Raw genomic sequence first — 24,797 nt, forward strand, 5'->3', positions numbered from 1 at the left:
TCAGGCGACGAACGTCCTCGGCGCTTCCGTCCCGGTCGTCGCGCCCGTCTCGACCAGCCGGGCCGCGGCCGCCAGCCGTGCCGCCGCCTCGTCCGCGACCGGTCCGCCGACCGTGAACGGCAGCCGGACATAGCCCTCGAAGGCCCCGTCGACTCCGAAGCGGGGCCCCGAGGGCACCCGCACACCCACGCGTTCGCCGACCTCGGCGAGCCGGGAGCCGGAAAGTCCGCCGGTGCGCACCCAGAGGGTGAGCCCGCCGCTCGGCACGTCGTACTCCCAGTCGGGCAGCTCCCTGCGCAGCGCCGCGACCAGAGCGTCGCGGTTCTCCCGCGCCTGGCTGCGGCGGATGGCCACCGCTTCCTCCCAACCACCGGTCTGCATCAGCCAGTTGACCGCGAGCTGTTCCAGGACGGGCGTGCCCAGGTCGGCATACGCACGGGCCGAGACCAGCGAGCGGATCACATCCGGGGCCGCGCGCACCCAGCCGATGCGCATCCCCGCCCAGAAGGCCTTGCTGGCCGAGCCGACCGTGAGGACCGTGCTGCCCGCCGGATCGAAGGCGCAGACGGGCGGGGGCATGTCGATGCCCTCGTCCAGGTGGAGCTCGGACATGGTCTCGTCGACGACGAGTACGGTGCCGGCGGAGCGCGCCGCGTCCACGAGGCGGCGGCGCTGGTCCTCGTCGGCCAGGGCGCCGGTCGGATTGTGGAAGTCGGCCACCACATAGGCGAGCCGGGGTGCCGCGTCGCGCAGCACCTGCCGCCAGCGCGGGATGTCCCAGCCGGTCAGCCCTTCGGCCATGGCGACCGGCACGAGCCGGGCGCCCGCTTCCCGCATCAGCTGAAGGATGTTGGCGTAGGAGGGGGACTCGACGGCGATGCGCTCGCCGCGTCCGGCGAAGAGATGGCAGATGGCGTCGATCGCGCCCATCGCACCCGTGGTGACCATGATCTGCTCGGGCATGGTCGGGATGCCGCGCTCGCTGTAGCGATCGGCGAGCATCTGCCGCAGCGCGGGCAGCCCTGCCGGATAGTCGCCATGGGTGTGGGCGTACGGCGGCAGCTCTTCGAGTGCGCCCTGGACACTGCGGGTGAGCCAGGGTTCGGGGGCGGGCAGGGCCGCGCAGCCGAGGTCGATCATCGAACCGAGCGACTCGGGCGGCAGGGGTTCCAGGCCGCGTGCGGGCAGCGGGTTCCCGGCGGGCACAGCCGTCCAGCTGCCCGCTCCCCTGCGGGATTCGAGGAAGCCCTCGGCGCGCAGCGCCTCGTACGCGGCGGCGACCGTCGTGCGGCTGACGGAAAGCGACAGCGCGAGCTCACGTTCGGCGGGCAGCCGGGCGGCGACGGGGACGCGGCCTTCGAGGACGAGCAGCCGGACGCCGTCGGCGAGTGCGCGATAGGCGGGCGGCTTGCGAACACCGGGCCCGGCCGGGCGGGGCTGCTGGGAGGTGAGCTGCCGGGCGAGCTGCGCCGCCCCCACCGCAGAGGTCCACTGCGTCATGGAAGTCAGTCCACCTTCCTCGAATTGGCCATGGTTGGCATCTGTTCCGTAGCCACAGAGTGTCATGAGCCAGTCCACACCCACCACCAGGGGGCGTCAAGTGACCGCCGTGTCCACTCATCTCACCCGCAGGCTCCTACAGCTCTACATCGGCCTGGCCCTTTACGGAGTGAGCTCGGCGCTCCTGGTGCGCGGTGGTCTCGGGCTCGAACCCTGGGGGGTGCTCCATCAGGGTCTGGCCGAGCGGACGGGTCTGACGATCGGGGTCGTTTCGATCATTGTCGGCGCGGCTGTGCTGCTGCTGTGGATCCCGATCAGACAGCGGCCCGGGCTCGGCACGGTCTCGAATGTCTTCGTGATCGGTATCGCGATGGACGGCACGCTCGCCCTGGTGCCGGACGCGCACGGACTCGCGGTACAGATTCCGGTACTGATCGGCGGAATCGTGCTCAACGGTGTGGCGACGGGCCTGTATATCGCGGCGCGCTTCGGCCCCGGGCCACGCGATGGTCTGATGACGGGTCTGCACCGGGTCACGGGCCGCTCGATCCGGCTGGTCCGTACGGCCATCGAGGTGGCCGTGGTGGCGACCGGATTCGTGCTCGGCGGCACGGTCGGCGTCGGCACGGTCGCCTACGCCCTGGCGATCGGTCCGCTGGCGCAGCTGTTCCTGCGCGTCTTCGCCATCTCCGATCAGGGCACTGTCAGCACGGTCGTCGCCGCGGGGACACCGGAGCAGGCGATACTGCCAAAGTGACGCGCGTACTCCACCCCTATCTGGACCATCCCTCCACGCTCGCCTTCGCCCATCGCGGCGGCGCGGCCGACGGGATCGAGAACACCGCGGCCGCCTTCCGGCGAGCCGCCGATCTTGGTTACCGCTACTTCGAGACCGATGTGCACACGACCGCGGACGGCAGGCTGGTCGCCTTCCACGACACCACGCTGGACCGGGTGACGGACGCGAGCGGCAAGATCGCCGAGCTGCCCTGGAGCGAGGTGCAGCAGGCCAGGGTGGGCGGCAGGGAGCCGCTGGCGCTGTTCGAGGAGCTGCTGGAGGAGTTCCCGGACGCCCGCTGGAACGTCGACATCAAGGCCGAGCCCGCGCTAGTCCCCCTGGTCGATCTGATCCGCCGGGCGGGTGCCTGGGAGCGGGTGTGCATCGGCTCGTTCTCCGAGGGCCGGGTGGCGCGTGCCATGCGGCTGGCAGGTCCGCGCCTCGCGACGTCGTACGGCGTACGGGGTGTGCTGGGCCTGCGCCTGCGCTCGTACGGAATTCCCGCCGCCCTGCGGATGGGCGCGGTGTGTGCGCAGGTCCCCGAGTCGCAGAACGGCATCCGGGTGGTGGACCGGCGCTTCGTGCGGGCGGCGCACGAGCGCGGTCTGCAGGTCCATGTCTGGACCGTGAACGACGCGGATCGGATGGCAGCGCTCCTGGACCTCGGCGTGGATGGCATCATGACCGATCATCTGGAGACGTTGCGCACGGTACTGACCGACCGGGGAGTCTGGGTCTGAACCTCGAACGTCTGCACAACGGGACGAGCGAGGGGGCGCGGCGTGACGACCGACACCGCGGACCGGACGACCGGGACGAATGAGCGCAGACGCGAGCAACGCGGCTGGTACTTCTACGACTTCGCGTGCTCCGTCTATTCGACGAGTGTGCTGACCGTCTTTCTCGGGCCCTATCTGACCGCGGTGGCGAAGGCCGCCGCGGACGCCGACGGCTTTGTGCATCCGCTGGGCATCCCGGTGCGCGCGGGCTCGGTCTTCCCGTACGCGGTCTCGGTCTCGGTGGTGGTCGCAGTACTGGTGATGCCGCTGGCGGGCGCGGCCGCGGACCGTACCGGGCGCAAGAAGCCGATGCTGGCGGTGGCGGCCTATGTGGGGGCGGCCGCGACGACGGGAATGTTCTTCCTGGAAGGCGAGCGGTATCTGCTCGGCGCGTTCCTGCTGATCGTCGCGAACGCCTCGCTGTCGGTGTCGATGGTTCTCTACAACGCGTATCTGCCGCAGATCGCGGAGCCGGAGGAACGCGATGCGGTCTCCTCGCGCGGCTGGGCCTTCGGCTACACGTCCGGGGCGCTGGTGCTGGTACTGAATCTGGTTCTCTACTCGGGCCACGATTCCTTCGGCCTCTCGGAGTCGGCGGCGGTACGGATCTGCCTGGCGTCGGCAGGACTGTGGTGGGGCGCCTTCACACTCGTACCGCTGCGGCGCCTGCGGGACCGGCGGGTGGCGCCGAGCGGCGAGGGCGCGGTGGGGTCCGGCTGGCGGCAGCTGCTGGCCACGCTGCGCGACATGCGCCGGCATCCGCTGACGCTGTCGTTCCTGCTGGCGTATCTGATCTACAACGACGGGGTCCAGACGGTGATCTCGCAGGCGTCGGTCTACGGCTCCGAGGAGCTGGGCCTCGACCAGACGACCTTGATCACCGCGGTGCTGCTGGTCCAGGTGCTCGCGGTCGTGGGCGCGCTGGGCATGGGACGGCTCGCCCGGACCCACGGGGCCAAGCGGACGATTCTCGCCTCGCTCGCCGTCTGGACGCTGATTCTGGCGGCGGGGTACTTCCTGCCGGCCGGGGCACCGGTCTGGTTCTTCGCTCTGGCGGGGGCGATCGGTCTGGTGCTGGGCGGCAGCCAGGCGCTGTCGAGGTCGCTGTTCTCACATCTGGTGCCGCGCGGCAAGGAGGCCGAGTACTTCTCCGCGTACGAGATGAGCGACCGGGGGCTGAGCTGGCTGGGACCGCTGGTGTTCGGCCTCGCGTACCAGCTGACCGGCAGTTATCGGGACGCGATCATCTCTCTGGTGGTCTTCTTCGTGCTCGGTTCCGTACTGCTCGCGCGGGTACCGATCAAGCAGGCCGTGGCCGCTGCGGGCAACCCGGTGCCGGAGCGAATTTAGACGTTGAAGTGAAAGGCCGGTAGTGTACGCCTTTGGCTTGCCAGGCGGACCGTTACTGCGCGCTGAAGAAGTGAATTCACTGGGTGACACTTTCTATCAGATGTGACAAACCGGGCACTGGTGGGTACAACAAGGGGCGGCACGACGGGCGACGCATGACCCGGAACGGGAATCTTTACCGCCGACCGGACGTTGACCGGATGACGACGACAGCGACACCTGTCCTGTGGGCGACAAGCCCGGGAGGCACGATTCATGAGTGAGCGAGCTCTCCGCGGTACGCGACTCGTGGTGACCAGCTACGAGACGGACCGCGGCATCGATCTGGCCCCGCGCCAGGCGGTGGAGTACGCATGCGAGAAGGGCCATCGTTTTGAGATGCCCTTCTCGGTTGAGGCGGAGATTCCGCCGGAGTGGGAGTGCAAGGTCTGCGGGACCCAGGCACTCCTGGTCGACGGGGATGGCCCCGAGGAGAAGAAGGGCAAGCCGGCGCGAACGCACTGGGACATGCTCATGGAGCGACGCACTCGCGAGGAGCTCGAGGAGGTGCTGGCCGAGAGGCTGGCGGTCCTTCGTTCCGGCGCCATGAACATCGCCGTGCACCCGCGGGACAGCCGGAAGTCCGCCTGACCGCGTAACACCGCACGAACAGCGTCATCAATACACACAGCCGCGGGCCGTCTCACAGTGATGTGAGACGGCCCGCGGCTGTTGTCATCTCAGGGCGTCAGCGGGGGCCGGGGCCCCTCGTCCTCGTAACCGCGCGAAGGCTGGGTCGCGTCGGGCCGGATGACCTCACCCTGCACAACCTTTCCGTCCGGCCGGTGAATTCTGGCCTGCTCGAAAGCGTCGCCCAGGCTGCCGGGCGACGCGGCACGCACACGGCGCTCCAGCGACCGCTCCGCGTACCGGCCGAGCGCGATGCGGACCGGCGGCACCAGCAGCGCCAGACCCACGACGTCGGAGATCAGGCCGGGCAGCATCAGCAGCAAACCGCCGAGCATGAGGAAGCCGTTGCCCGTGGTGCCGGTGCCCGTGCCGTTGGCGTTGCTCGCCGCGGGGCTCTGACCCTGCTGCTGTTGCTGCAGGGTCTCGGTGAGATTGCGGAAGGCCCGCCGGCCGGCGCGCTTGATGACGACGGCGCCGAGCACGGCGCCGCCGACGAGCAGAGCCAGCACGGTCATCCCGCCCGCCGCCGAAGCGACGAGGGTCAGCAGCCAGACCTCCAGGACCACCCAGGCGGCGATGCCGAGCGGGACGAAGGTGCGGGCGCGTGAGCGCTTGGGGGCCGTCGGGGTGGGTGAACCGGTCGTCATGCTCCCAGTGTGCCTGGGCGTCCGCCCGAGCGGCGTAAGGGGCCGGTCAGTAAGAATCCGGTCAGTTAGGGGCGGGTCAGTTAGGGGCGGGTCAGGACGGCTTGCGGCCGAGGAGGCGGTTCGCCCGGTCGCTCACTCCCCACGCGGTGACCCTCCACAGCGCCTCGACGACGATGTCCCTGCTCATCTTGGAGTCGCCGAGCTCACGCTCGACGAAGGTGATCGGCACTTCCACGACGTGATATCCGGCGGCGACGGCCCGGCGGGCGAGGTCGACCTGGAAGCAGTAGCCCTGGGAGGCGACTTCGGTCAGCCCGAGGCCCTGGAGGGTCTCGGCGCGGAAGGCGCGGAAGCCGCCGGTGACATCCCGGATGGGGACGCCGAGCAGCAGGCGGGAGTAGGTGCTGCCGCCGCGGGAGAGGAACTGGCGGTGCTTGGGCCAGTTCACCACGCGCCCGCCGGGGACCCAGCGCGAGCCGAGGACCAGATCGGCGCCCTTGAGCGCGGTCAGCAGCCGCGGAAGCTCCTCGGGCTGGTGGGAGCCGTCGGCGTCCATCTCGACGAGTACGCCGAAGCCGTGCTCGACGCCCCAGGCGAAGCCCGCGAGATAGGCCGCGCCGAGACCTTCCTTGCCCTTGCGGTGCAGGACGTGCACCTTGTCGTCCTGGGCCACGAGTTCGTCGGCGACCTTGCCGGTTCCGTCGGGGCTGTTGTCGTCGGCGATCAGGATGTCCGCCTCGGGCACGGCTGCGCGCACCCGGGAGACGATCGGCTTGATGTTCTCGACCTCGTTGTAGGTCGGGATGATCACCAAGGCTCTGCCGAGCGGGCCGTACCGCCGCTGACCGCCGTCGTTCACTTCTGCCCCTTAAAGTCCGTGCACAGAGCCCCACCATAGCGAGCGCTCGGCGCGCGGTTGCAGCGGCACGGACCTGGGGGGCAGGGGGCCCGGCGAAGCCCGCGCGAGGGGCGCGCGGATATCGGCCGGAGGGGGTAGGGGGTGTCTTTTGGATCAGGCCGGATCAGCGAGCGGGGTCTGGTGCGTGCAGCTGCAAGGCGGAGGAAGGAGCCCACGCGGAGCGTAGGCGACTGACGACAACGCAGCAGATGTGCGTGCCAGGGCACGCGAGCCCGGCAAGATCCGAAAAGACACCCCCCAAGGCCTGCGGATCGGGGCCCGGCGTCCTTCGGGCCGACCTGGGACCCGCTGGCTGCGGGTCGACCGAGAGCCGTTGTCTACTGAACGCCGGACCCCACCCGGGTCACACCTGCCAACCGGCTGAAACCTTCCCTCGCCCCCGAGGCGCGGGCGCTGAACCTGGCTCCCAGTGGCAGTGCGCCGGTGCGGCACGCTGCCCCATGGCCCAGCGGCGTTCGAAGACTGCGTGGAAGTTGCCGGTAGGACGTCCCGTGGTGGACTCGGCCGAACCTACCCGCCGGTGGGCGCTCCATGTCAACAGTCGTCTGATCTGCGAGCTTTGCCCAAATCACCAGGTCAGCGCCGAAGATCCGCAGGTCGCGGCCGAGCGCCCGGAACTTCGATCGGCGGTACGAAATGTCCGCACGTCACTCGTTCGGCCGCTGAAAGACGGTTCGTCCGAAGACCACTGTCCGCAGGCAGACCGGGAGTTCGGCGCCAGGGGTGAGATCGGGCAGGCCGGGGGTGCCGGAACGCGGGTCGGTGGACCAGCGGGCGACCCGGTCGTCGGGGGCCTGGACGACCAGTTCCCCGGTGCGCCACAGGGCGTAGTCCGCGGGTGCGCCCGGGACCAGAACACCTGCGTCGTCGCGCCCGACGGCCCGCCAGCCGCCGCGCGTATGAGCGGTGAAGGCCGCGCGGACGGAGACCCGGTGCGCGGGAGTGCGGTGGAAGGCGGCCGCCCTGACGGTCCCCCAGGGATCCAGTGGCGTCACCGGGCTGTCGGAGCCGAAGGCGAGCGGGACTCCGGCGCGCAGGAGTGCGGCGTACGGGTTGAGCGTGCGGGCCCGGTCGACGCCCAGACGCTGCGCGTACATGCCCGTATCGCCGCCCCAGGCCGCGTCGAAAGCGGGCTGGACGGAGGCCGTGAGGCCGAACTCGGCGAAAGCGGCGATGGTTTCGGGGGTGAGCATCTCGGCGTGCTCGACACGATGGCGGGCGGCCCGGACGCGGGCGAGGCCGAGCGAGTCGGCCGCGGCCCTGATGCCTTCGGTGACCGCGGTCAGCGCGGCGTCGCCGATGGCATGGAAGCCAGCCTGCAGCCCGGCCTCGGTGCAGGCGGCGACATGGGCGGCCACGTCGGCGGCGTCCAGGTGCGCGGTGCCGGTGTGCGCGGCATCGGCGTACGGGGTGTGCAGGCAGGCGGTGTGCGAGCCGAGGGAGCCGTCGGCGAAGAGGTCTCCGGCCGCGCCGATCGCCCCGAGTTCGCGGATGCGCTGGGCGTCCTTCGCATTCGCGACCCGTTCGGCCCAGTAACCGACGACCCTGGGCCCGGCTTCCGCCTCGGCCAGGGCCAGCAGGGACACGAAGTCGTCCTCGTCTGAGATGTCGGGTCCGGCGCATTCATGGACGCTTCCGATGCCCAGTGACGCGGCCCGGGCGAGTGCGGCTCGCTGGGCCGCGGCGCGCTGCTGAGGGGTGATCGCGCCATGGGCCGCCGCGCGCACGGCGTGGTGGGCGGCCGCGGTGAGCGGCCCGTCCGGGTGGTAGCCGGTGCGGCCGGTGACTCCGGGGACCAGGTCGAGCAGGGCGGTGGTGACGGCGGCGGAGTGGACGTCGATCCGGGGCAGATAGAGGGGGCGCCCGCCGGTCGCCTCGTCCAGTTCGGCGCGTGACGGCGGACGCTGCTCGGGCCAGCGCGTTGCGTCCCAGCCATGGCCGAGGAGCACCTTGTCGGCCCGGTGTGCGGCGCTGTGCTCCCGTACGAGACGAAGCGCGTCGGCCAGGCTGTCCGCCCGGGACAGGTCGAGCCCGGTGAGGGCGAGGCCCGTCGCCGTGGTGTGCACATGTGCGTCGGTGAACGCCGGGGTGACCAGCGCCCCTTCGAGGTCGATCACTTCGTCGACACCGGCGGCGAAGGCGTCGGCTGCGCCCTCGGAGCCCACCCAGGCGATATGCCCTCGTTCGACGACCATCGCGGTGGCGAAGGGGTCGGCGGGGCTGTGGACTTCTCCACCGCGCAGCAGCACGGTGCGGTGTTCGCTCTGGGGGGCGGTGCTCTCGGTCATGGGACCAGCCTAGAGACGCGGCTGGCCTAGATACGCGGCGGGCGTGCCTCGTACGGGGTGGAGAGCACGACGGTCGTACGCGTGGAGACCCCGGACAGCGAGCGGATGCGGGTGAGCAGATGCTCCAGCTCCAGCGGGGTCGGGACGCGCACCTTGAGGATGTAGTTCTCCTCGCCCGCGACGCTGTGGCAGGCCTCGATCTCGGGCACGTCGGCGAGACGTTCCGCGATGTCGTCCGGCGCGCTCGGGTCGAAGGGCTTGACCGAGATGAACGCGGTCAGCGGGAGCCCGACCGCCTCCGGGTCGACGACCGCGGCATAGCCGCGGATGACGCCGCGCTGCTCCAGGCGGCGGACGCGCTGGTGAACCGCCGATGTGGACAGGCCAGTGGCCTTGCCCAGATCGGTGTAGCTCATCCGTCCGTCCTTGACGAGCAATTCCACGATCTGTCTGTCCAGCTCCTCCATGCGGATCAACCTATTGCCCCAGGCAGCTTCCGGCACAGTCGGCGGAGGCACCCGGAGGCACCTGCGGCGGGCATGTGACGAATGCCACAGGTTCGCGGGCCCCTCCCTCGTGACCGCGCGGTTACCTCCCGGGCCGGTGGGGAATTGCTTGCTGTGGTCGAGGCCGCACGTGGCTGGTCGGCCCACCCGAGGGGGAGATTCACCATGCAGAGTGTCAAGAACAGCGGACGTACCGAACCGGAGCCCGTCGATTCGGCCGAACCGGCCGAGATCGACGAGCTCGACGCGTACGACACCTTTGAGATGTACCGGGTGATCTGCCCGGACTGCGCCCAGCCGATCGCGCTGCTCGCGGACGAGGACGTCCTGCCGGAGCACGCGCTGTGCCCCACGCCCTGGAATCCCTTCGGGCTCACCGTGTGCGCCGGGACCGGCCGCTCCGCCTCGCAGGCGCGTCCCGCGGACGAGAGCCTGGAGGTCCAGGAGCAGGACACCGCACTCCTGTTGACGCTCCCTCAGGGACTCGACTGGCGGACGCAGCCCTTCTCGCACGTCGGCGGTCCGGGCTCGCGTCCCCTGCGCGTGCCGCACATGCGGCGCGACGCGGCCTGACCTCCTACGTCCAGTAGCTTCCCTGCACCATGGCGGCAAGAGTTGCGTGGTGCAGGATCAGGCTGTCCGGGTCTTCGGGGATCCGGGCTTCGCCGAAGTGGACCTGGCGGTAGGCCACGCGCAGCATGACGATGGCGTGCCGCAGCGCCGCGTACAGCGTGTAGAAGTCCATGTCGCGCGGCGTGTGGCCGGTGAGTTCGGCGTAGCGCCGCTCGATGGCCTCGCGGCGCAGGAAGTCCGGCAGGCCCGACTGGCCGAAGCTCACGGTCAGGTCCTGGAAGAAGCGGTGGAGGTAGACCGTCCAGCCGAGGTCCACCTCGCGCGGGGCGTGTGCGGCCATCTCCCAGTCGAGCACGGCCGCGGGCTCGAAGCCGTCGTAGATGATGTTGCCGATGCGGGCGTCGCCCCAGTTCTGGACGGGCGCGCCCTCGTCGGCCGGCCAGTGGGCGTCGAGCCGGTCGAAGCCGGACTCGATGAGCGGTGAGCGCGGCAGCCCGTTCACCACCCAGGCGTAGTACGCCCGTTGGGCATCGACATGGCGGCTCAGCGCGCTGCCGTCGGCGGCTTCGACGGGGTGCTGGTCGTGCAGCCGGGCAAGCAGCGAAATCGTGGCGGCTTCGAGGTGGGCGCGCTCGGCGTCGCTCGCGGCGTGCAGCCAATTGCCCTCGTACGTATAGGGCATGACGTCGGGCGGCACCCGGCCCTCCACGCGCTCCATCACGAAGAAGGGCGCGCCCAGGGCTCCGGGGTCCTCCTCCAGCCACAGCACGCGCGGGACGGGGAGGTCGGTGTGCTCCGCGACGTCCCGCATGGTGCGGTACTGCAGCGCCATGTCGTACACGGGGAAGATCGTGTACGCGTCGGGATCGGCGGCGAGCCGCAACGCGCAGGCCCTGACGGCCGGTTCGGGGTGCTCGATGTCGAAGAGGAGCGTCTCGCTGGACATGCCGTTGGACTCGGGGACCCGGATGCCGCCGACCTTCGCGCCCGGCAGCCGGGCGTCCAGCCAGGCGGTCAGACGACGGGCCAGCTCCTCGGGGTCGCGGGTGGTGGTGCGGGGGCGGGGCGCCGTTGCCATCTGCCGGTTCCTCTCGGAAGGTCCTCTCGGGGAGGTCAGGGGGCGACCGATTCGTATCCGGTGAAGCCGCTCGGGTCGTGCCGGCCGAAGCTGCCGTGCTCGAAGATCCCGTGCCCGGTCCGGCCGTCCAGGGTGAAGCGGGCGGAGTGGTCGGTGACGCCGTAGGCGGCCATGGGGTGGGCGGTGGGATCGGCGAGGTCATAGACGTGCCGGTCGGTCCAGCCGCGGCCCTGCCAGGTGCCGTGCTGCCAGTCGGCGGCGGGCGGATAGCCCGCGCCGACGGCCAGCGGCGAGGAGGCGAGGATCTCGACGCCGAGTTCGAGGGTTTTGCGGGCCGGGTCGGTGAGATGGACGACGGCGCTGCGCGGATCACGGGTGCCGGGCCGGTAGGTGATGTCGGTGTGGGGCCAGCCGAGCTGGATGTCGCGCTCCCCGTCGCGTACGAGCACGGCCTCGTTCAGGCTGCGGTGGCCGTCGGCGTCCTCCTGGACGATCACCATGAGGAAGCGGTCCTCGAAGCGGACGGGGATCCAGAGCCAGTGGAAGCCCTCGGGCCGCAGCTCTTCGGCGGCGCGGCCGCCCTCCTCGCCCGGGATGGGCCGCACGCCCCAGCTGCGGTCGCGGGTGCCGGTCCACTCCCCCGCTGTCACCTGTATCTCTTCCCCGGCCACCCGGATCACACCGGTGCAGCTGCCTGCCTGGACGAAGCGGCGGCCTTCGAGCATCAACCGGTCGCCGCGGCGCTGGATGTGGTGCGGCTCCCACACGGCGGGGAAGTCCGCGCTCCAGGTGAGGTCGTACGAGAGTGAGCCCGGGTCGCCCGGGTCGGCGTCGCAGTGCAGGGTGAGGCGGCGCAGCGGCTCGTCGACGGTGATGCGCAGGGGTCCGACGGCGAGATTCATCCGGTCGTCGCTCAGGGCGTCGGACGCGCGTACGGCATGCAGCCGGTCGCCGAGGCGCAGGGTGGCGTAGGCGTCGATGACCCCGGTGTTGGGGTAGACCCCGAGACCGGCGATGAGCAGGGCGCGGCCCTGGTGGTCGAAGACCTGGAAGATGCACCGGTCGTAGGCGTTGCGGTCGCCGGTGACCAGGTGCTTCATCGACAGGGGCGCCTGGTGGACGGGGTATTCGTCGAGGGCGATCGGGCGGTCGTCGGACACGGCTGACCTCCTGGGCGGCAGGGAATTGACGGTACGTCAGAAACCCTGCCGAAGACCAGATGCGGGCGCCCACGGGGTGCCCCCGCGAACACGGGGCCGATTTGCCCGGGTGGTAACCCGTCCCGGACCGGGGGCGTTGGCCAGGCATGACCCTGCTGTACTCGAAGCCCGCCCACGACCGGCGCCGCCTCGCGACACCGGCTCCCGAAGAATCGGTTCCGCACCCGGCCGACCCGCCGATCTACCGGGAGCTGCTCCAGCTCTGGGCGAGCAGAGGAAGAACCTTGCCGGGGCGCCGCGACCCAGAGTGGAGCAGGCTCGCGGCGCCGCCGGCTTTCGCGTCGGCGCGGGCCACTCGGGTGCGAGCCTCCGAGACCACCTACCGGACGGCAACGATCAGCCCGCCGTGGCCCACGGCGCCCACGAACCCGGGCGACAAGAGAGCCTGCCCAACCGACCAGGCCGGACAGGCCCTGCGAATTAGCGCGTCTCGGGGCCGGCCAGGTGACGGGCGATGACCATGCGCTGGATCTGATTGGTGCCCTCGACGATCTGCAGCACCTTCGCCTCGCGCATATAGCGCTCGACCGGGAAGTCCAGCGTGTAGCCGTAGCCGCCGAGTACCTGGACCGCGTCGGTCGTGACGCTCATCGCCGTGTCCGTGCAGAACAGCTTCGCCATCGCCGCCTGCCGGGAGAACGGCCGTCCCGCGTCGCGCAGCCGCGCGGCGGCGAGATAGAGCGCGCGGCCCGCCTCGATCCGGGTCGCCATGTCGGCGAGCATGAAGCGCAACCCCTGGAAGTCGGCGATGGGCCGGCCGAACTGCTGCCGCCCGGTCGCGTACGAGACCGCCTCGTCCAGGGCCGCCTGGGCCACCCCGATGGCGCAGGCCGCGATGCCGAGCCGGCCGGAGTCGAGGGCGGAGAGCGCGATCGCGAAGCCCTGGCCCTCCTCGCCGATCCGACGGGAGTCGGGGACGCGTACGCCGTCGAAGTTCAGCTGGGCGGTGGGCGAGCCCTTCATGCCCATCTTCTTCTCGGGCGCGGCGGCGTTCAGGCCGGGGGTGTCCCCGGGGACGAGGTAGGCCGTGATGCCGCGGGCCCCCTCGCCGCCGCTGCGGGCCATGACCGTGTAGAAGTCGGCGATGCCGCCGTGTGTGATCCAGGACTTGGTACCGGTGATCACCCAGCTGTCGCCATCGCGCACCGCCTTGGTACGCAGGGACGCGGCGTCCGATCCCGAGGCGGGCTCGGACAGGCAGTACGCACCGAGCAGGCCACCGCCGAGCATGGCGGGCAGATGCTCGGCCTGCTGCTCCTTGGTGCCGTAGCCGGCCAGCGCGTGACAGGACAGTGAGTGGACACTGACGCCGAGACCGACGGTGAGGCGGGCGGCGGCGAGCTCTTCGAGAACTTGCAGGTAGACCTCGTAGGGCTGGTCTCCGCCGCCGTACTCGGAGTCGTACGGGAGGCCGAGCAGCCCGGACTCGGAAAGGAGCGAGAAGACCTCGCGCGGGAAGTGCCCGGCGTCCTCCTCCTCGGCCGCCCTGGGGGCGATCTCCCGCTGGACGATGTCGCGTACCAGGGTGATCAGATCCCTGGACTCCTCGGTGGGCAGCTGACGTTCCACCGGCTGCGGGGCGCGGTTGGGCATTGCGGCGCTCTCCTCCCTGTCGGGCGCTGCGGCGTCGCGCGCGAAGGGTGTGGGCGCGCCGCCGGTCTTCCTGCCAGGCCGATGCTGCCCTTCCGGATCACGGAAGTGGCTGACGGTGGCTGTTGGCGCGTCGAGTATGCCTGATCAGCTCACTTCCGTCACGGGCGGCATTCCAGCTCCGCATCCCGGCCGCCACCGGCGAGATTGGTCCGAACCATTGACCAAATGGTCTAGTCCTTCTACCGTTTCCCCCCAGCGCATGACCGCGTTCATGCCAAAGAAGCCCGACGGCCGACCGCACACCCCCCACCCGATCTCCCTCCCCCACGAGGAGACCTGATGCCCGGATCACACCGTCCCCGCGCCCGCTTCCGGGCGCTCGTAGCCGCCGCCTGTACCGCAGCCCTCGGCGCGACCCTGTTCACCGGCGCCCACTTCGCCTCCGCCGGCGAATCGGCTCCCGTCACCAAGGCCACCGCCGCCAAGGCCGCCGCCCCGAAGGCCGGGAGCAAGGTGATCGGTTACTTCACCGAATGGGGCGTCTACGACCGCAACTACCACGTCAAGAACATCCAGACGTCCGGGTCGGCGAACAAACTGACCCACATCAACTACGCCTTCGGCAACGTCTCCGGCGGCAAGTGCACGGTCGGCGACTCCTTCGCCGACTACGAGAAGACCTACACCGCCGCGCAGAGCGTCGACGGCGTCGCCGACACCTGGGACCAGCCGCTGCGCGGCAGCTTCAACCAGCTGCGCAAGCTGAAGAAGCTGCACCCGAACCTCAAGATCCTCTGGTCCTTCGGCGGCTGGACCTGGTCGGGCGGCTTCGGCCAGGCCGCGGCCAACCCGGCCGCCTTCGCCCAGTCCTGCTACAACCTGGTCGAGGACCCCCGCTGGAAGGATGTCTTCGACGGCATCGACATCGACTGGGAGTACCCCAACGCCTGCGGTCTGAGCTGCGACACCAGCGGCCGGGAGTCCTTCAAGAACCTGATGTCCGCGCTGCGTTCGAAGTTCGGCAGCTCCAACCTGGTGACAGCGGCGATCACCGCGGACGCCTCGTCCGGCGGCAAGATCGAGAAGGCGAACTATGCGGGCGCCGCCCAGTACGTCGACTGGTACAACCCGATGACGTACGACTTCTTCGGCGCCTGGGCGGCGCAGGGCCCCACGGCCCCGCACTCCCCGCTCACCTCCTACACCGGCATTCCGCAGCAGGGCTTCAACACCGACGCGGCGATCAAGAAGCTCAAGAGCCTCGGCATCCCCTCGTCGAAGCTGCTGCTCGGGATCGGCTTCTACGGACGCGGCTGGACCGGCGTGACCCAGAAGGCACCCGGTGGCACGGCGACCGGGCCCGCGCCGGGCAAGTACGAGCAAGGAATCGACGACTACAAGGTGCTGAAGTCCAGGTGCCCGGCCAATGGAACCGTCGCCGGGACCGCGTACGCCCACTGCGGCACTCAGTGGTGGAGCTACGACACCCCCTCCACCATCGCCGGGAAGATGACCTACAAGAACCAGCAGAACCTGGGCGGCACCTTCTTCTGGGAGCTCAGCGGTGACACCTCGAACGGAGAGCTGATCAAGGCCATCAACTGACGTGCGGGTGAGACGAGTCGAGGGCGGGCCGCCCGCACGGCGGCCCGCCCTCGACTCACGCCTCGACCGGAATGGGCACGGAACCGGTGCCGGTGAGCGCGGCGGGCCAGGGCTCCCTGGGCGGTTCCGGGCACTCCGGCTCGAACTCGGCGATCGTATGGAGCGTGCCGCGCAGCGTCCGCATCAGCAGCGCGCACACGGTCTCCCGCGGGAGCTCCCGGCGGCCCAGCCAGTCCAGGGTGATGCCCTCCACGCTGCTGAGCCAGCCCAGCAGTGCGAGGCGGGCGAGCACGGGGATGTCGCGCCTGCCGTACGCGCCCTCGGCGATGGTCGCGATCAGCTCCTCGCGCACCGCGTCACGTATCGACTGCACCTGGGTGTCGAAGCCGACTCCGCCGGTGACGATGGTGCGGAACGCCGCCTGGTGATGGTGGGCGTAGCGCAGATAGCCGTCGACCGTGCGGTACACGCGCTCGGCGCGCGGCAACTCGGTCTCCCCCGCCGCGCGCGAGACGAGGTCGGCCACCGAGTCCTCGATGATGGCCAGGTAGTAGCCGCGTTTGCTCTTGAAGTAGTAGTAGATCAGGCCCTTGGCGACCCCGGCGTGTTTGGCGATGTCATCCATCGACAGCGCGTCATAGGAAGTGTCGGCGAACAACTTCCGCCCGGTTGCGATGAGTTCACCGCGGCGCACCTGCGATCGTTCGGTCGCGCCGCGCTGTTGACTATTATTCAAATTGCGCCCTAGTCTCCAACTGCCACAGGATCTCCGCAGTATGGCAGACCTGTGCATGCGCTCCCCTTACGCGCCGGGCGCGTGAGCGTCCCCCAGCATCCGCTCGTGCTGTCAGTGGATGCCGAAGCCCGCCAGAGCCAGGCGCTGCGCGGCCGTCGGGCGCGCGGGCCAGTACAGGTAGCAGACGCCGCCCGTGCCCGAGACCACCTTGCCGCTCGCGTTGTAGCGCTTGGTGCGGAGCCAGATCTTCTCCCACTCGGCACGCTTGTAGACGCGGCGCACGGCGGCGTTGCTGGGCGAGGCGGGGTCGTTGGCGATCACATCGCCCCCGGCGGTGAAGCCGATCACGGTCATCAGATGGCCGGATGTGCCGTAGCCCGCGCCGGTCAGCTCCTCCTTGAGGAAGGACTGGGACGTTATGGCCGGGATCCCGGCCCGGATCAGTGTCTCCAGGTCGGTGAGCGAGGACAGCCGGGTGACGACGGCGCTCATGTCCGGGTAGCTCGCCGCGTAGGCAGCGTTGAAGGGCCAGTTCCCGCAGCCGCTGTACTGGTAGTCGAAGGTGAAGCGGGCCGCGTGGCACACCTGGGGGTCGGCGAAGGCGGGATTCACCCAGGCCAGGTCGGCGGCGCCGGGCCTGCGCCCCCAGTACTCGATGATCATCTGCGAGGAGGTGGGGCTGCACCAGGCCTCACCGCCGTTGTCGTACTCCGGGTACTGGCCGATGTGCGTGTTCTGCGAGTAGCGCGGCACCCCCAGCTCGCGCGTGAGCCCCGGCGCCGACGCCGGCACCGTGAAGCGGTCCGGGATGTCGGAGGCCATCGCGCCGAGCCGCCAGACCGTGGGCGTGAGGCTCGTTCCCGGCTTGCGGTAGAGCGTGAGGCGCAGCTGGTACGAGCTCAGCCGCAGACCGCTCGCCGCATCGTCGATCGAGAAGGTGTCGGTCCAGATGGTGGCCTTACCGTCCGTCTGGTTGTCGAGCGAGGTACGGCGGATGTCGCCGTCACCCGCCGCCCAGCGGCCCATCACGAACCAGGGCGTCGCGGTGCCGCCGGAGTAGCGGCCGCGCAGCTCGACCTGGAGCCAGGTCCCGGCCGGGGTATGGGCGTTCCAGGAGGCGATGACCTCGGTCGCGGGCACCGGGGAGACGTGGACGGGCGAGGTCCAGGTGGCGTACTCCCAGGTGGAGCTCTTCCCGGTGTGCGGGTCGATGTAGACGCGGCGGCCCGCTGCGGCGCCGATGACCAGGCCGGGGCGTGGGCCCGCGACGGCCCGAGTCCCTGTGGCGGCGCCACTGCGCCAGTCGGTGTACGAGGTCCAGAAGTGGTTGTCCACCTGCGGCAGCGCCTCGGCGAGTCCCGTCGGCTTCGAGGCGGAGGCGGCAGGCGCGGCGGCGGACGATAAGGGTGCGCCCGCCCCCGCCGCCGCGGCGATCGCGGCGCTCAGCACGGTTCTGCGCGAAGCATGTCTGGACATGGGACCCCCAAGTCAGGTGCGCGACAGTGAGGCAACTATCGCGGGTCACGGTGGCCTTCTGCCAGCGTCCGGGGCCGAGTCGCTCCAGCCATATGGGTGGAGCGGTTCGGCCCGCCAATAGGGGTCTGACCCACTGGCTGAGCCAGGGCGGGTCGCGCGCGCCTCGTAGGCTGGCCGGATGAGCGACCTCGATCGGCGGGCCCGTGCGCTGCGCGCGCTGCCGCCCTCCTGCGGACCGGTGCGGCTGATCGCGGTCGACGGCCACGCGGGCTCGGGGAAGAGCACCTTCGCCGCCCGGCTCTCCGCGGCCGTCAGCGGCACCATCGATGGCGACGGCGTGCCGGTGCTGCATCTCGACGATCTGGCCAGCCATGAAGAGCTCTTCAGCTGGACGGACCGGATGCTGGCCGAGGTGATCGAACCGCTCTCGAACGGCAGAACCGCACACTTTCACCCGTACGACTGGAATCTGCGCCGCTTCGGGCCCCCACGTCCGCTGGAAGCGGCTCCCGTCGTGCTGATCGAGGGGGTCGGGGCCGGGAGACGGGTGTTGCGCCCGTATCTGGCGGGGCTGCTGTGGATGGAGAGGGAGGCCGAGGAGTCCTGGCAGCGGGGCCGAAACCGCGACGGAAGCGAACTCTCCGCCTTCTGGGACGACTGGACGGTGGCGGAGACACGCCATTTCGCGGCGGACCCGTCTCGTCCGTTCGCGGATGCCCTGATACGGGAGTGCCACGAGGGATATGAGTGGCTGCCGGGACCTGCAGAGACAGCACGACCGAACCGGTTCATTACACAGGGTGACTGACATTCCCCCGCATACTGAGCAGTCGGAAATGAGACGGGAAGAGAGCTCCAACCCTTCTTGACCGACGGGGCGTACAGGTCTTACGTTCTCAATGTGCGGCTTTCCGGAGCCGCCGCAGACGCGAAGCCCCCGGTTGTTCCCCCGTGATCGGGGGCTTCGTTCTGCCCTCTCCCCACTTCACCGGCGTGGCGACCCGAGTCCGCTCACCCAGGGTCACGGCCACCGGTTCCCTTGTGCGCCCTTAGTGGCGACCCCTTTGCGCAGGTACGATGCACGTCGGTGGGGTCAATTCCCGTCCACGGCAAGGCGGTTCAGTGCGTCGGCTCAGCACACGTGCACGTTTGTGGGGGACCTGATGGACATCGGCACGCAGGGCGCACCGGCCCCCGCCGACCTCGCCTGGGTGCGCGGCGTGGACGCCTACACGATGGGCGCCTATCCGCAGGCGGAGGAGGAGTTCCGTACCGCCGTGCGGCTCGATCCCGGGATGGCCGACGGCTGGCTCGGACTGCACGCGCTGCGCGTCGACACGACCACCGCGCTGCTGCGCATGTACCGCGCCCGCGAACGCTTCGGCGAGCAGCGCGCCCGCCACCGCCGCACCCTCAACTCCTGGTACTGGCTGGGCTGGTGGGTCCAGCCGGTCCTCGAGAGCCCACGCGATCTCTTACTCGCCCACGCCTCCCACTGGCTCGACGGCCGGCATGTGCCGGAGCTGGACCGCGCGCTCGCCGGGCTGCCCCCGGTGGACGCCGACCCGCAGGTGCGTTTTCTGCACGCCTGCCGGGCCTATCTGGTCAAGGACTGGGAACAGCTCGTACGCCACACCGAACCGCTTGTCAGCGATCCGCTGCTGGGCATCGAGGCCGGTCTCTTCGGCGGTATGGCCCGCGTGCGCCTGGAGATGTACGGGCAGGCGGAGCCCCTGCTCTCCTCCGCCCTGATGCGCTGTCGCAGCGAGCAGCCGCAGCGCAAGGAACTGCGGTACTGGCTGGCGCGGGCGCACGAGGGCACCGGCCGCAGTGCCGCCGCCCTGCCGCTGTACCGGGCGGTGCACCGGATCGATCCGGCCTTCATGGACACCTCGGCGCGCCTCGCCGCGATCGCGGAGTACGACGGCATCGAGGGATACGACGACTCGGCGGGGCTCGCTGCCGTGTCCATCGCCGGGGTCGGGCAGGACGTCGCCGACGCGCAGGCCGACGGGGACGGGCCCCTGGCTGCGGAGGCGCGGAGCGGCCCCGATCCGCAGACCCAGCTCCCGGGGTCGGTGCCGAGCGTCCCGCCCGAGGGGGTGCGGCGCAAGGCGGTGGTTCCCGTACAGCCGTCGCCGCCGACGTTCCCGGCGGGCCCCACCGATCCGGTACTGCTCGCCGAGGCGCTCGCCGAGCTGGAGCGCATGGTGGGCCTCGATCCGGTCAAGCGGCAGGTCAAAGCCCTGTCGGCACAGCTGAAGATGGCCCGGCTACGAGCCGGCCAGGGCCTTCCGGTCCAGCCACCGAAACGTCATTTCGTCTTCTCGGGCCCCTCCGGCACCGGCAAGACCACCGTCGCGCGTATCCTCGGCCGGGTCTTCTACGCCCTCGGGCTGCTCGGCGGCGACCATCTGGTGGAGGCCCAGCGCTCCGATCTGGTGGGCGAGTTCCTGGGCCAGACGGCTGTGAAGGCCAATGAGCTGATCGACTCGGCACTCGGTGGCGTGCTGTTCGTGGACGAGGCGTACAGCCTCTCCAACTCCGGCTACTCCAAGGGCGACGCATACGGCGACGAGGCACTTCAGGTCCTTCTCAAGCGCGCCGAGGACAACCGCGACCATCTGGTGGTCATCCTTGCCGGCTACCCCGAGGGAATGGACCGCCTCCTCGCCACCAACCCCGGCCTGTCCTCCCGCTTCACCACCCGCGTCGACTTCCCCTCGTACCGCCCTCTCGAACTGACCGCGATCGGTGAGGTGCTGGCCGCCGAGAACGGCGATCTGTGGGACGACGAGGCCCGCGACGAACTGCGCTCCATCAGCGGGCATGTGGTCGACCAGGGCTGGATCGACGAGCTCGGCAACGGCCGCTTTCTGCGCACCCTGTACGAGAAGAGCTGCGCCTACCGCGATCTTCGGCTGTCCGGATATCCGGGCACGCCGACCCGCGAGGACCTCTCGACGCTGCGGCTGCCCGATCTGATGCAGGCGTACGGCGAGGTCCTGTCGGGCCGCGGTCCGGTGGACCGCGGCCCGCAGGATCCTCCACCTGTGTGAGCGGGCGCCGCCGGGCAGACGGGACTTTGAAGACACGACCCTGGGCTCAGCCCACCAGGGCGCTGTCCAGGGACGGCTGGTGCTTCCTGGGCACCGTGACCCGGTGGGACGGGTCACGGACCTCGCCGACCAGCATCTCCAGGACGTCCTCCAGCGCGACCAGACCCAGCACCCGCCCGGACGCGTCGGCGACCTGGGCGAGGTGGGTGGCCGCGCGGCGCATCACGGTGAGGGCGTCGTCCAGGGGGAGCTCGGCCCGCAGGGTCGCCATGGGGCGCCAGATCTGCTGGGGCACGGCCCGTTCGCCGTCCTCCAGGTCGAGTACGTCCTTGACGTGGAGGTAGCCCATGAAGGGTCCGGCGCCCTCGGCGCAGACGGGGAAGCGCGAGTAGCCGGTGCGTACCGTCAGCTCCTCGATCTGGCGGGGGGTCACCGACGGCGGGACCGTCACCAGGATGGAGCGGTCGATGAGCACATCCGTCACCGGGCGGCTGCCCAGCTCCAGCGCGTCCTCGAGACGTTCCTGCTCGGCGGGCTCGAGCAGCCCCGCCTGGCCCGAGTCCTCGACCAGCCGGTTGAGCTGCTCGCTGGTGAAGACCGCCTCCACCTCGTCCTTGGGCTCGACCCGGAAGGCCCGCAGCACCAGCCGGGCGCAGGCGCCGAGGCCCACCGTGACCGGGCGGCACAGCCGGGCGAAGCCGACCAGGCCCGGGCCCAGCCAGATCGCGGTCTTCTCGGGCGCGGCCATCGCGAGGTTCTTCGGGACCATCTCGCCGATGACGAGGTGCAGGAAGACGACCACGGCCAGGGCGATGACATAGCCCAGCGGATGGATCAGCCCCTCGGGCACATGGGCCGCGTGGAAGACCGGTTCCAGGAGATGGGCCACGGTCGGCTCGGCCACCGCGCCGAGGGTCAGCGAGCAGATGGTGATGCCGAACTGCGCGGCCGCCATCATCTGCGGCAGGTTCTCCAGTCCGTGCAGCACCTGCCGTGCCCGCGCGGAGCCCTCGGCGGCACGCGGTTCGATCTGGCTGCGGCGTACGGAGACGAGGGCGAACTCGGCTCCGACGAAGAACCCGTTCGCCAGCACCAGCAGCAGGGCGAACAGCAGTTGCAGGAGACTCATCGTGCGGCCTCCGTCAGGGCCGGAACCTCGGCGGTGCGCACCAGACGTACCCGCTCGGCGCGATAGCGGTCCACCTGGCGCACGGAGAGCCGCCAGCCGGGCAGTTCGGCCCGGTCGCCGGGGGCGGGGATGCGCCCCAGCAGGTCGGCGACAAGGCCGGCCACGGTCTCGTACGGACCGTCCGGCACATCGAGGCCTATCCGGCGCAGGGTGAGGACGCGGCAGCTGCCGTCGGCCTCCCAGGCGGGATGGCCGTCCTCGGCCGCCACCGGAGCGAGTTCGGGCCGGGCGTCGGCCTCGGCGTCGTGCTCGTCGCGGACCTCGCCGACAAGCTCCTCGACGATGTCCTCGAGGGTGACCACCCCGGCGGTGCCGCCGTACTCGTCGACCACCACGGCTATGGGCTGCTCGCTGCGCAGCCGCTCCAGGAGCTGCTGCACGGGCAGCGTCTCGGGCACCAGCAGCGGAGCGAGCGCCACCCGGTCCACCCGGGTGCGCAGCCGCTCGTCGACGGGCACCGCGAGGGCGTCCTTGAGATGCACCATGCCGACGATCTCGTCGATGCGCTCCCGGTAGACGGGAAAGCGCGAAAGGCCGGTCGCCCGGGTGAGGTTGAGGACGTCCTCCGCGGTGGCGTCGGACTGCAGGGCGCTCATCTTCACCCGCGGGGTCATCACATGCTGCGCGGTGAGATGTCCGAGGGACAGGGTCCGTACGAACAGATCGGCCGTGTCCTGCTCCAGCGCGCCCGCCCGCGCCGAGTGGCGCGCGAGCGAGACCAGCTCGCCGGGGGTGCGGGCGGACGCCAGCTCGTCGGCCGGTTCGACGCCCAGCAGCCGTACGAGACGGTTGGCGACGGCGTTGAGCAGGGTGATGACGGGGCGGAAGGCGGTCGAGAAGAGATGCTGCGGTCCGGCGACGAAGCGCGCGACCTGTAGCGGCCGGGAGACCGCCCAGTTCTTGGGAACGAGCTCTCCGATCACCATCTGGACGGCGGAGGCGAGCAGCATCCCGATCACCACCGCGATGCCGGGGACGGCCCCTTCGGGCAGCCCGGTCGCGGTCAGCGGCCAGTGGAGCAGCCGGGCCGTCGCGGGTTCGGCGAGCATGCCGACGACGAGCGAGGTGATGGTGATGCCGAGCTGGGTGCCGGAGAGCTGGAAGGACAGCTCACTCAGCGCAGTGACGACGCGGCGGGCACGGCGGTCGCCGTCGGCGGCCGCGCGTTCGGCGTCGGGCCGCTCCACCGTGACGAGGCCGAACTCGGCCGCCACGAAGAAGCCGTTGGCGAGGATCAGGAGGAATGCCGCGGCGAGCAGCAACAGGGCGATGATCATGCCGCCGCCTCCAGGGAGGGGGCGGCGCAGGTACTACCGGACGATCCGTCCATTGCTGGAGGGAGTCACTCCTCGAGTCGCAGGTGTCCCGCGGGCCGGGGCCGGCCGGGTGGTGCGGGAGGGGGCGCACTCGGCGCCACCGTCATCAGAGTAATCACGACAGGCGCGGACGCGGCAGGGGCATCGCCGCGCGGCTCGCCGTGGTCCTCGTCTCAGTCGTGGTCCGGGAGGGTGCCGCGGCTCTCCGCGAGGGCCCGCAGCGCGCGGGCGTCACGGATGGCGTGTGCCCTGGCGATGCCGGGCTGGATGCCGAGCACCGGCAGGCTGGTGCCGTCGCTGAGATCGAGGAAGACCCACGGGTCACCGGGCCGCAGATTCACCCGCACAATTTCGGCCCACTCGAGACGGCGCGTACGGGTGAGGTTGACGACTGTGACGCCGTTCTCGTCGGCGACGACCTTGGGCCTGCTCAGCAGGGCCAGTACGCCGAAGAAGAGCAGCGCGGTGAAGATGAAGCTGCTCCGCTCCCCCGCGCTGAGCTTTTCCAGCAGCAGGGCGACCGCGGTGATCACGGCGAACATCACCGCGCCGACGGTCAGCAGGACGACCCGGGTGCGGGTCGGCCTGAACGTGACCGGAAGCGCGGGGACTTGGGGCGCGTCGGCGGACATGGTCTCCGGCATTCTCAGAGCCTGCAGGCGTGGATGGCGGTGGTGAGGATCGCCCGGGCGCCGAGCTCGTAGAGATCGTCCATGATCCGCTGCGCCTCCTTGGCGGGGACCATGGCACGGACCGCGACCCAGCCTTCGTTGTGCAGCGGCGAGATGGTCGGGGACTCGAGGCCCGGGGTGAGGGCGACGGCCTGCTCCAGGTGCTCGGCGCGGCAGTCGTAGTCCATCATCACGTAGCTGCGGGCGACCAGGACGCCCTGGAGGCGGCGCAGGAACTGCTGCACCTTGGGGTCGTCCGCCTCCGCGCCGGTGCGGCGGATGACGACCGCTTCGGACGTCATGATCGGCTTGCCGATGACCTCCAGGCCCGCGTTGCGCAGGCTGGTGCCGGTCTCCACGACGTCCGCGATGATCTGCGCGACGCCGAGCTGGATCGCCGTCTCGACAGCCCCGTCGAGGTGCACGACGGAGGCGTCGATGCCCTCGTCGGCCAGGTGCTTGGCGACGATGCCCTCGTAGGAGGTGGCGATGGTCATCCCGCCGAAGTCGCCGACGTCCTTGGCCGTGCCGGGCTCGGTGGCATAGCGGAAGGTGGAGCGGGCGAAGCCGAGCTGGAGGATCTCCTCGGCGTTGGCCCCGGAGTCCAGCAGCAGATCGCGGCCGGTGATGCCGATGTCGAGCTTGCCGGAGCTGACGTAGATCGCGATGTCGCGCGGTCGGAGATAGAAGAACTCGACGTCGTTCTCGGGGTCGACGAGAACGAGTTCCTTGGACTCCTTGCGCTGCTGGTAGCCGGCCTCATGGAGCATCGCCGACGCAGGTCCGGACAGTGAACCCTTGTTGGGGACGGCGATGCGCAGCATGAGACGGGCTTCCTTTGTTCG

Annotated in this window: 22 protein-coding genes; 8 read left to right on the plus strand and 14 right to left on the minus strand. The window is 70.4% G+C overall.

From position 1 onward, the window contains the following. Positions 1-1,500: a PLP-dependent aminotransferase family protein gene (locus tag OG741_RS07255; protein ID WP_405595990.1), complete on the minus strand. Its 1,500-nt coding sequence runs from the start codon at positions 1,498-1,500 to the stop codon at positions 1-3. Between the two features lie 64 nt (positions 1,501-1,564). Here OG741_RS07255 and OG741_RS07260 point away from each other — a divergent pair, with 64 nt between their 5' ends. The 4 genes from OG741_RS07260 (at position 1,565) to OG741_RS07275 (ending at position 5,037) form a co-directional block, all read left to right on the plus strand. Continuing rightward, positions 1,565-2,257, plus strand: a complete 693-nt coding sequence (locus OG741_RS07260) for a hypothetical protein (RefSeq protein WP_324989714.1) — start codon at positions 1,565-1,567, stop codon at positions 2,255-2,257. Continuing rightward, positions 2,254-3,018, plus strand: coding sequence for a glycerophosphodiester phosphodiesterase (locus OG741_RS07265; RefSeq protein WP_405595992.1), 765 nt, complete (start codon positions 2,254-2,256; stop codon positions 3,016-3,018). Before OG741_RS07260 ends, OG741_RS07265 begins: the two co-directional genes overlap by 4 nt. 42 nt (positions 3,019-3,060) lie before the next feature. Beyond that, a complete protein-coding gene (locus OG741_RS07270) occupies positions 3,061-4,407 on the plus strand; it encodes an MFS transporter (RefSeq protein WP_324989718.1) in 1,347 nt (448 codons plus the stop codon). 255 nt (positions 4,408-4,662) lie between these two features. Continuing rightward, entirely contained in the window at positions 4,663-5,037 is a 375-nt protein-coding gene (locus OG741_RS07275; RefSeq protein ID WP_142215978.1) for an RNA polymerase-binding protein RbpA, read from the plus strand. A gap of 89 nt (positions 5,038-5,126) precedes the next feature. On the opposite strand, the gene fxsA is transcribed toward OG741_RS07275, so the two are convergent. The 4 genes from fxsA to OG741_RS07295 form a co-directional block, all read right to left on the minus strand. Beyond that, positions 5,127-5,723, minus strand: a complete 597-nt coding sequence (fxsA, locus tag OG741_RS07280) for an FxsA family membrane protein (RefSeq protein ID WP_405595993.1) — start codon at positions 5,721-5,723, stop codon at positions 5,127-5,129. 91 nt (positions 5,724-5,814) lie between these two features. Beyond that, positions 5,815-6,582 (minus strand): polyprenol monophosphomannose synthase, encoded by a 768-nt coding sequence (locus OG741_RS07285; protein ID WP_405595994.1) that lies wholly within the window; start codon positions 6,580-6,582, stop codon positions 5,815-5,817. A 707-nt stretch (positions 6,583-7,289) separates the two neighbouring features. Further along, on the minus strand, positions 7,290-8,930 hold the full coding sequence (locus OG741_RS07290) for an amidohydrolase (protein WP_405595996.1): 1,641 nt from the start codon (positions 8,928-8,930) through the stop codon (positions 7,290-7,292). A 26-nt stretch (positions 8,931-8,956) separates the two neighbouring features. Then, positions 8,957-9,397, minus strand: a complete 441-nt coding sequence (locus OG741_RS07295) for an Lrp/AsnC family transcriptional regulator (RefSeq protein WP_405595997.1) — start codon at positions 9,395-9,397, stop codon at positions 8,957-8,959. Positions 9,398-9,601: 204 nt separating this feature from the next. Here OG741_RS07295 and OG741_RS07300 point away from each other — a divergent pair, with 204 nt between their 5' ends. Next, positions 9,602-10,009 carry a hypothetical protein gene (locus OG741_RS07300; protein WP_266489496.1) on the plus strand — a complete coding sequence of 136 codons (408 nt, stop codon included), beginning with the start codon at positions 9,602-9,604 and terminating at the stop codon, positions 10,007-10,009. Between the two features lie 4 nt (positions 10,010-10,013). On the opposite strand, the gene OG741_RS07305 is transcribed toward OG741_RS07300, so the two are convergent. The 3 genes from OG741_RS07305 to OG741_RS07315 form a co-directional block, all read right to left on the minus strand. Continuing rightward, complete coding sequence (locus tag OG741_RS07305; RefSeq protein ID WP_405595999.1) at positions 10,014-11,087, minus strand: phosphotransferase family protein; 1,074 nt, start codon at positions 11,085-11,087, stop codon at positions 10,014-10,016. Positions 11,088-11,122: 35 nt separating this feature from the next. Beyond that, positions 11,123-12,247: a hypothetical protein gene (locus OG741_RS07310; RefSeq protein WP_405596000.1), complete on the minus strand. Its 1,125-nt coding sequence runs from the start codon at positions 12,245-12,247 to the stop codon at positions 11,123-11,125. 480 nt (positions 12,248-12,727) lie between these two features. Further along, a complete protein-coding gene (locus OG741_RS07315; protein WP_405596001.1) occupies positions 12,728-13,900 on the minus strand; it encodes an acyl-CoA dehydrogenase family protein in 1,173 nt (390 codons plus the stop codon). Positions 13,901-14,239: 339 nt separating this feature from the next. Here OG741_RS07315 and OG741_RS07320 point away from each other — a divergent pair, with 339 nt between their 5' ends. After that, complete coding sequence (locus tag OG741_RS07320; RefSeq protein ID WP_405596002.1) at positions 14,240-15,505, plus strand: glycoside hydrolase family 18 protein; 1,266 nt, start codon at positions 14,240-14,242, stop codon at positions 15,503-15,505. 55 nt (positions 15,506-15,560) lie between these two features. Here the strand turns inward: OG741_RS07320 and OG741_RS07325 are convergent, their stop codons facing one another. After that, positions 15,561-16,241, minus strand: coding sequence for a TetR/AcrR family transcriptional regulator (locus OG741_RS07325; RefSeq protein ID WP_405596004.1), 681 nt, complete (start codon positions 16,239-16,241; stop codon positions 15,561-15,563). 111 nt (positions 16,242-16,352) lie between these two features. After that, on the minus strand, positions 16,353-17,717 hold the full coding sequence (locus OG741_RS07330; RefSeq protein ID WP_405596006.1) for a peptidase C39 family protein: 1,365 nt from the start codon (positions 17,715-17,717) through the stop codon (positions 16,353-16,355). 178 nt (positions 17,718-17,895) lie between these two features. Here OG741_RS07330 and OG741_RS07335 point away from each other — a divergent pair, with 178 nt between their 5' ends. Both OG741_RS07335 and OG741_RS07340 read left to right on the plus strand, forming a co-directional pair. After that, positions 17,896-18,525, plus strand: coding sequence for a uridine kinase (locus OG741_RS07335; RefSeq protein WP_405596007.1), 630 nt, complete (start codon positions 17,896-17,898; stop codon positions 18,523-18,525). A 355-nt stretch (positions 18,526-18,880) separates the two neighbouring features. Continuing rightward, positions 18,881-20,776, plus strand: a complete 1,896-nt coding sequence (locus OG741_RS07340) for an AAA family ATPase (RefSeq protein ID WP_405596008.1) — start codon at positions 18,881-18,883, stop codon at positions 20,774-20,776. Positions 20,777-20,822: 46 nt separating this feature from the next. Here the strand turns inward: OG741_RS07340 and OG741_RS07345 are convergent, their stop codons facing one another. From OG741_RS07345 to hisG, 4 genes are all read right to left on the minus strand, one after another. Then, on the minus strand, positions 20,823-21,905 hold the full coding sequence (locus OG741_RS07345) for a hemolysin family protein (RefSeq protein WP_405596010.1): 1,083 nt from the start codon (positions 21,903-21,905) through the stop codon (positions 20,823-20,825). Next, positions 21,902-23,242: a hemolysin family protein gene (locus OG741_RS07350; RefSeq protein WP_405596011.1), complete on the minus strand. Its 1,341-nt coding sequence runs from the start codon at positions 23,240-23,242 to the stop codon at positions 21,902-21,904. Before OG741_RS07350 ends, OG741_RS07345 begins: the two co-directional genes overlap by 4 nt. A gap of 212 nt (positions 23,243-23,454) precedes the next feature. Then, positions 23,455-23,913, minus strand: coding sequence for a PH domain-containing protein (locus OG741_RS07355; RefSeq protein ID WP_405605444.1), 459 nt, complete (start codon positions 23,911-23,913; stop codon positions 23,455-23,457). Positions 23,914-23,927: 14 nt separating this feature from the next. Next, entirely contained in the window at positions 23,928-24,776 is an 849-nt protein-coding gene (hisG, locus tag OG741_RS07360; RefSeq protein ID WP_405596013.1) for an ATP phosphoribosyltransferase, read from the minus strand. Between the last annotated feature and the right edge of the window lie 21 nt (positions 24,777-24,797).

The organism is Streptomyces sp. NBC_01410 (assembly GCF_045040195.1).
GTDB lineage: Bacteria > Actinomycetota > Actinomycetes > Streptomycetales > Streptomycetaceae > Streptomyces.

Coding starts and splice junctions, on each gene's coding strand:
- OG741_RS07355 (WP_405605444.1), bottom strand. CDS start 23,913: ATGTCCGCCGACGCGCCCCAAGTCCCCGCGCTTCCGGTCACGTTCAGG.
- OG741_RS07315 (WP_405596001.1), bottom strand. CDS start 13,900: ATGCCCAACCGCGCCCCGCAGCCGGTGGAACGTCAGCTGCCCACCGAG.
- OG741_RS07330 (WP_405596006.1), bottom strand. CDS start 17,717: ATGTCCAGACATGCTTCGCGCAGAACCGTGCTGAGCGCCGCGATCGCC.
- OG741_RS07255 (WP_405595990.1), bottom strand. CDS start 1,500: ATGACGCAGTGGACCTCTGCGGTGGGGGCGGCGCAGCTCGCCCGGCAG.
- OG741_RS07335 (WP_405596007.1), top strand. CDS start 17,896: ATGAGCGACCTCGATCGGCGGGCCCGTGCGCTGCGCGCGCTGCCGCCC.
- OG741_RS07275 (WP_142215978.1), top strand. CDS start 4,663: ATGAGTGAGCGAGCTCTCCGCGGTACGCGACTCGTGGTGACCAGCTAC.
- OG741_RS07295 (WP_405595997.1), bottom strand. CDS start 9,397: ATGGAGGAGCTGGACAGACAGATCGTGGAATTGCTCGTCAAGGACGGA.
- hisG (WP_405596013.1), bottom strand. CDS start 24,776: ATGCTGCGCATCGCCGTCCCCAACAAGGGTTCACTGTCCGGACCTGCG.
- OG741_RS07300 (WP_266489496.1), top strand. CDS start 9,602: ATGCAGAGTGTCAAGAACAGCGGACGTACCGAACCGGAGCCCGTCGAT.
- OG741_RS07320 (WP_405596002.1), top strand. CDS start 14,240: ATGCCCGGATCACACCGTCCCCGCGCCCGCTTCCGGGCGCTCGTAGCC.
- fxsA (WP_405595993.1), bottom strand. CDS start 5,723: ATGACGACCGGTTCACCCACCCCGACGGCCCCCAAGCGCTCACGCGCC.
- OG741_RS07340 (WP_405596008.1), top strand. CDS start 18,881: ATGGACATCGGCACGCAGGGCGCACCGGCCCCCGCCGACCTCGCCTGG.
- OG741_RS07260 (WP_324989714.1), top strand. CDS start 1,565: ATGAGCCAGTCCACACCCACCACCAGGGGGCGTCAAGTGACCGCCGTG.
- OG741_RS07345 (WP_405596010.1), bottom strand. CDS start 21,905: ATGAGTCTCCTGCAACTGCTGTTCGCCCTGCTGCTGGTGCTGGCGAAC.
- OG741_RS07305 (WP_405595999.1), bottom strand. CDS start 11,087: ATGGCAACGGCGCCCCGCCCCCGCACCACCACCCGCGACCCCGAGGAG.
- OG741_RS07290 (WP_405595996.1), bottom strand. CDS start 8,930: ATGACCGAGAGCACCGCCCCCCAGAGCGAACACCGCACCGTGCTGCTG.
- OG741_RS07350 (WP_405596011.1), bottom strand. CDS start 23,242: ATGATCATCGCCCTGTTGCTGCTCGCCGCGGCATTCCTCCTGATCCTC.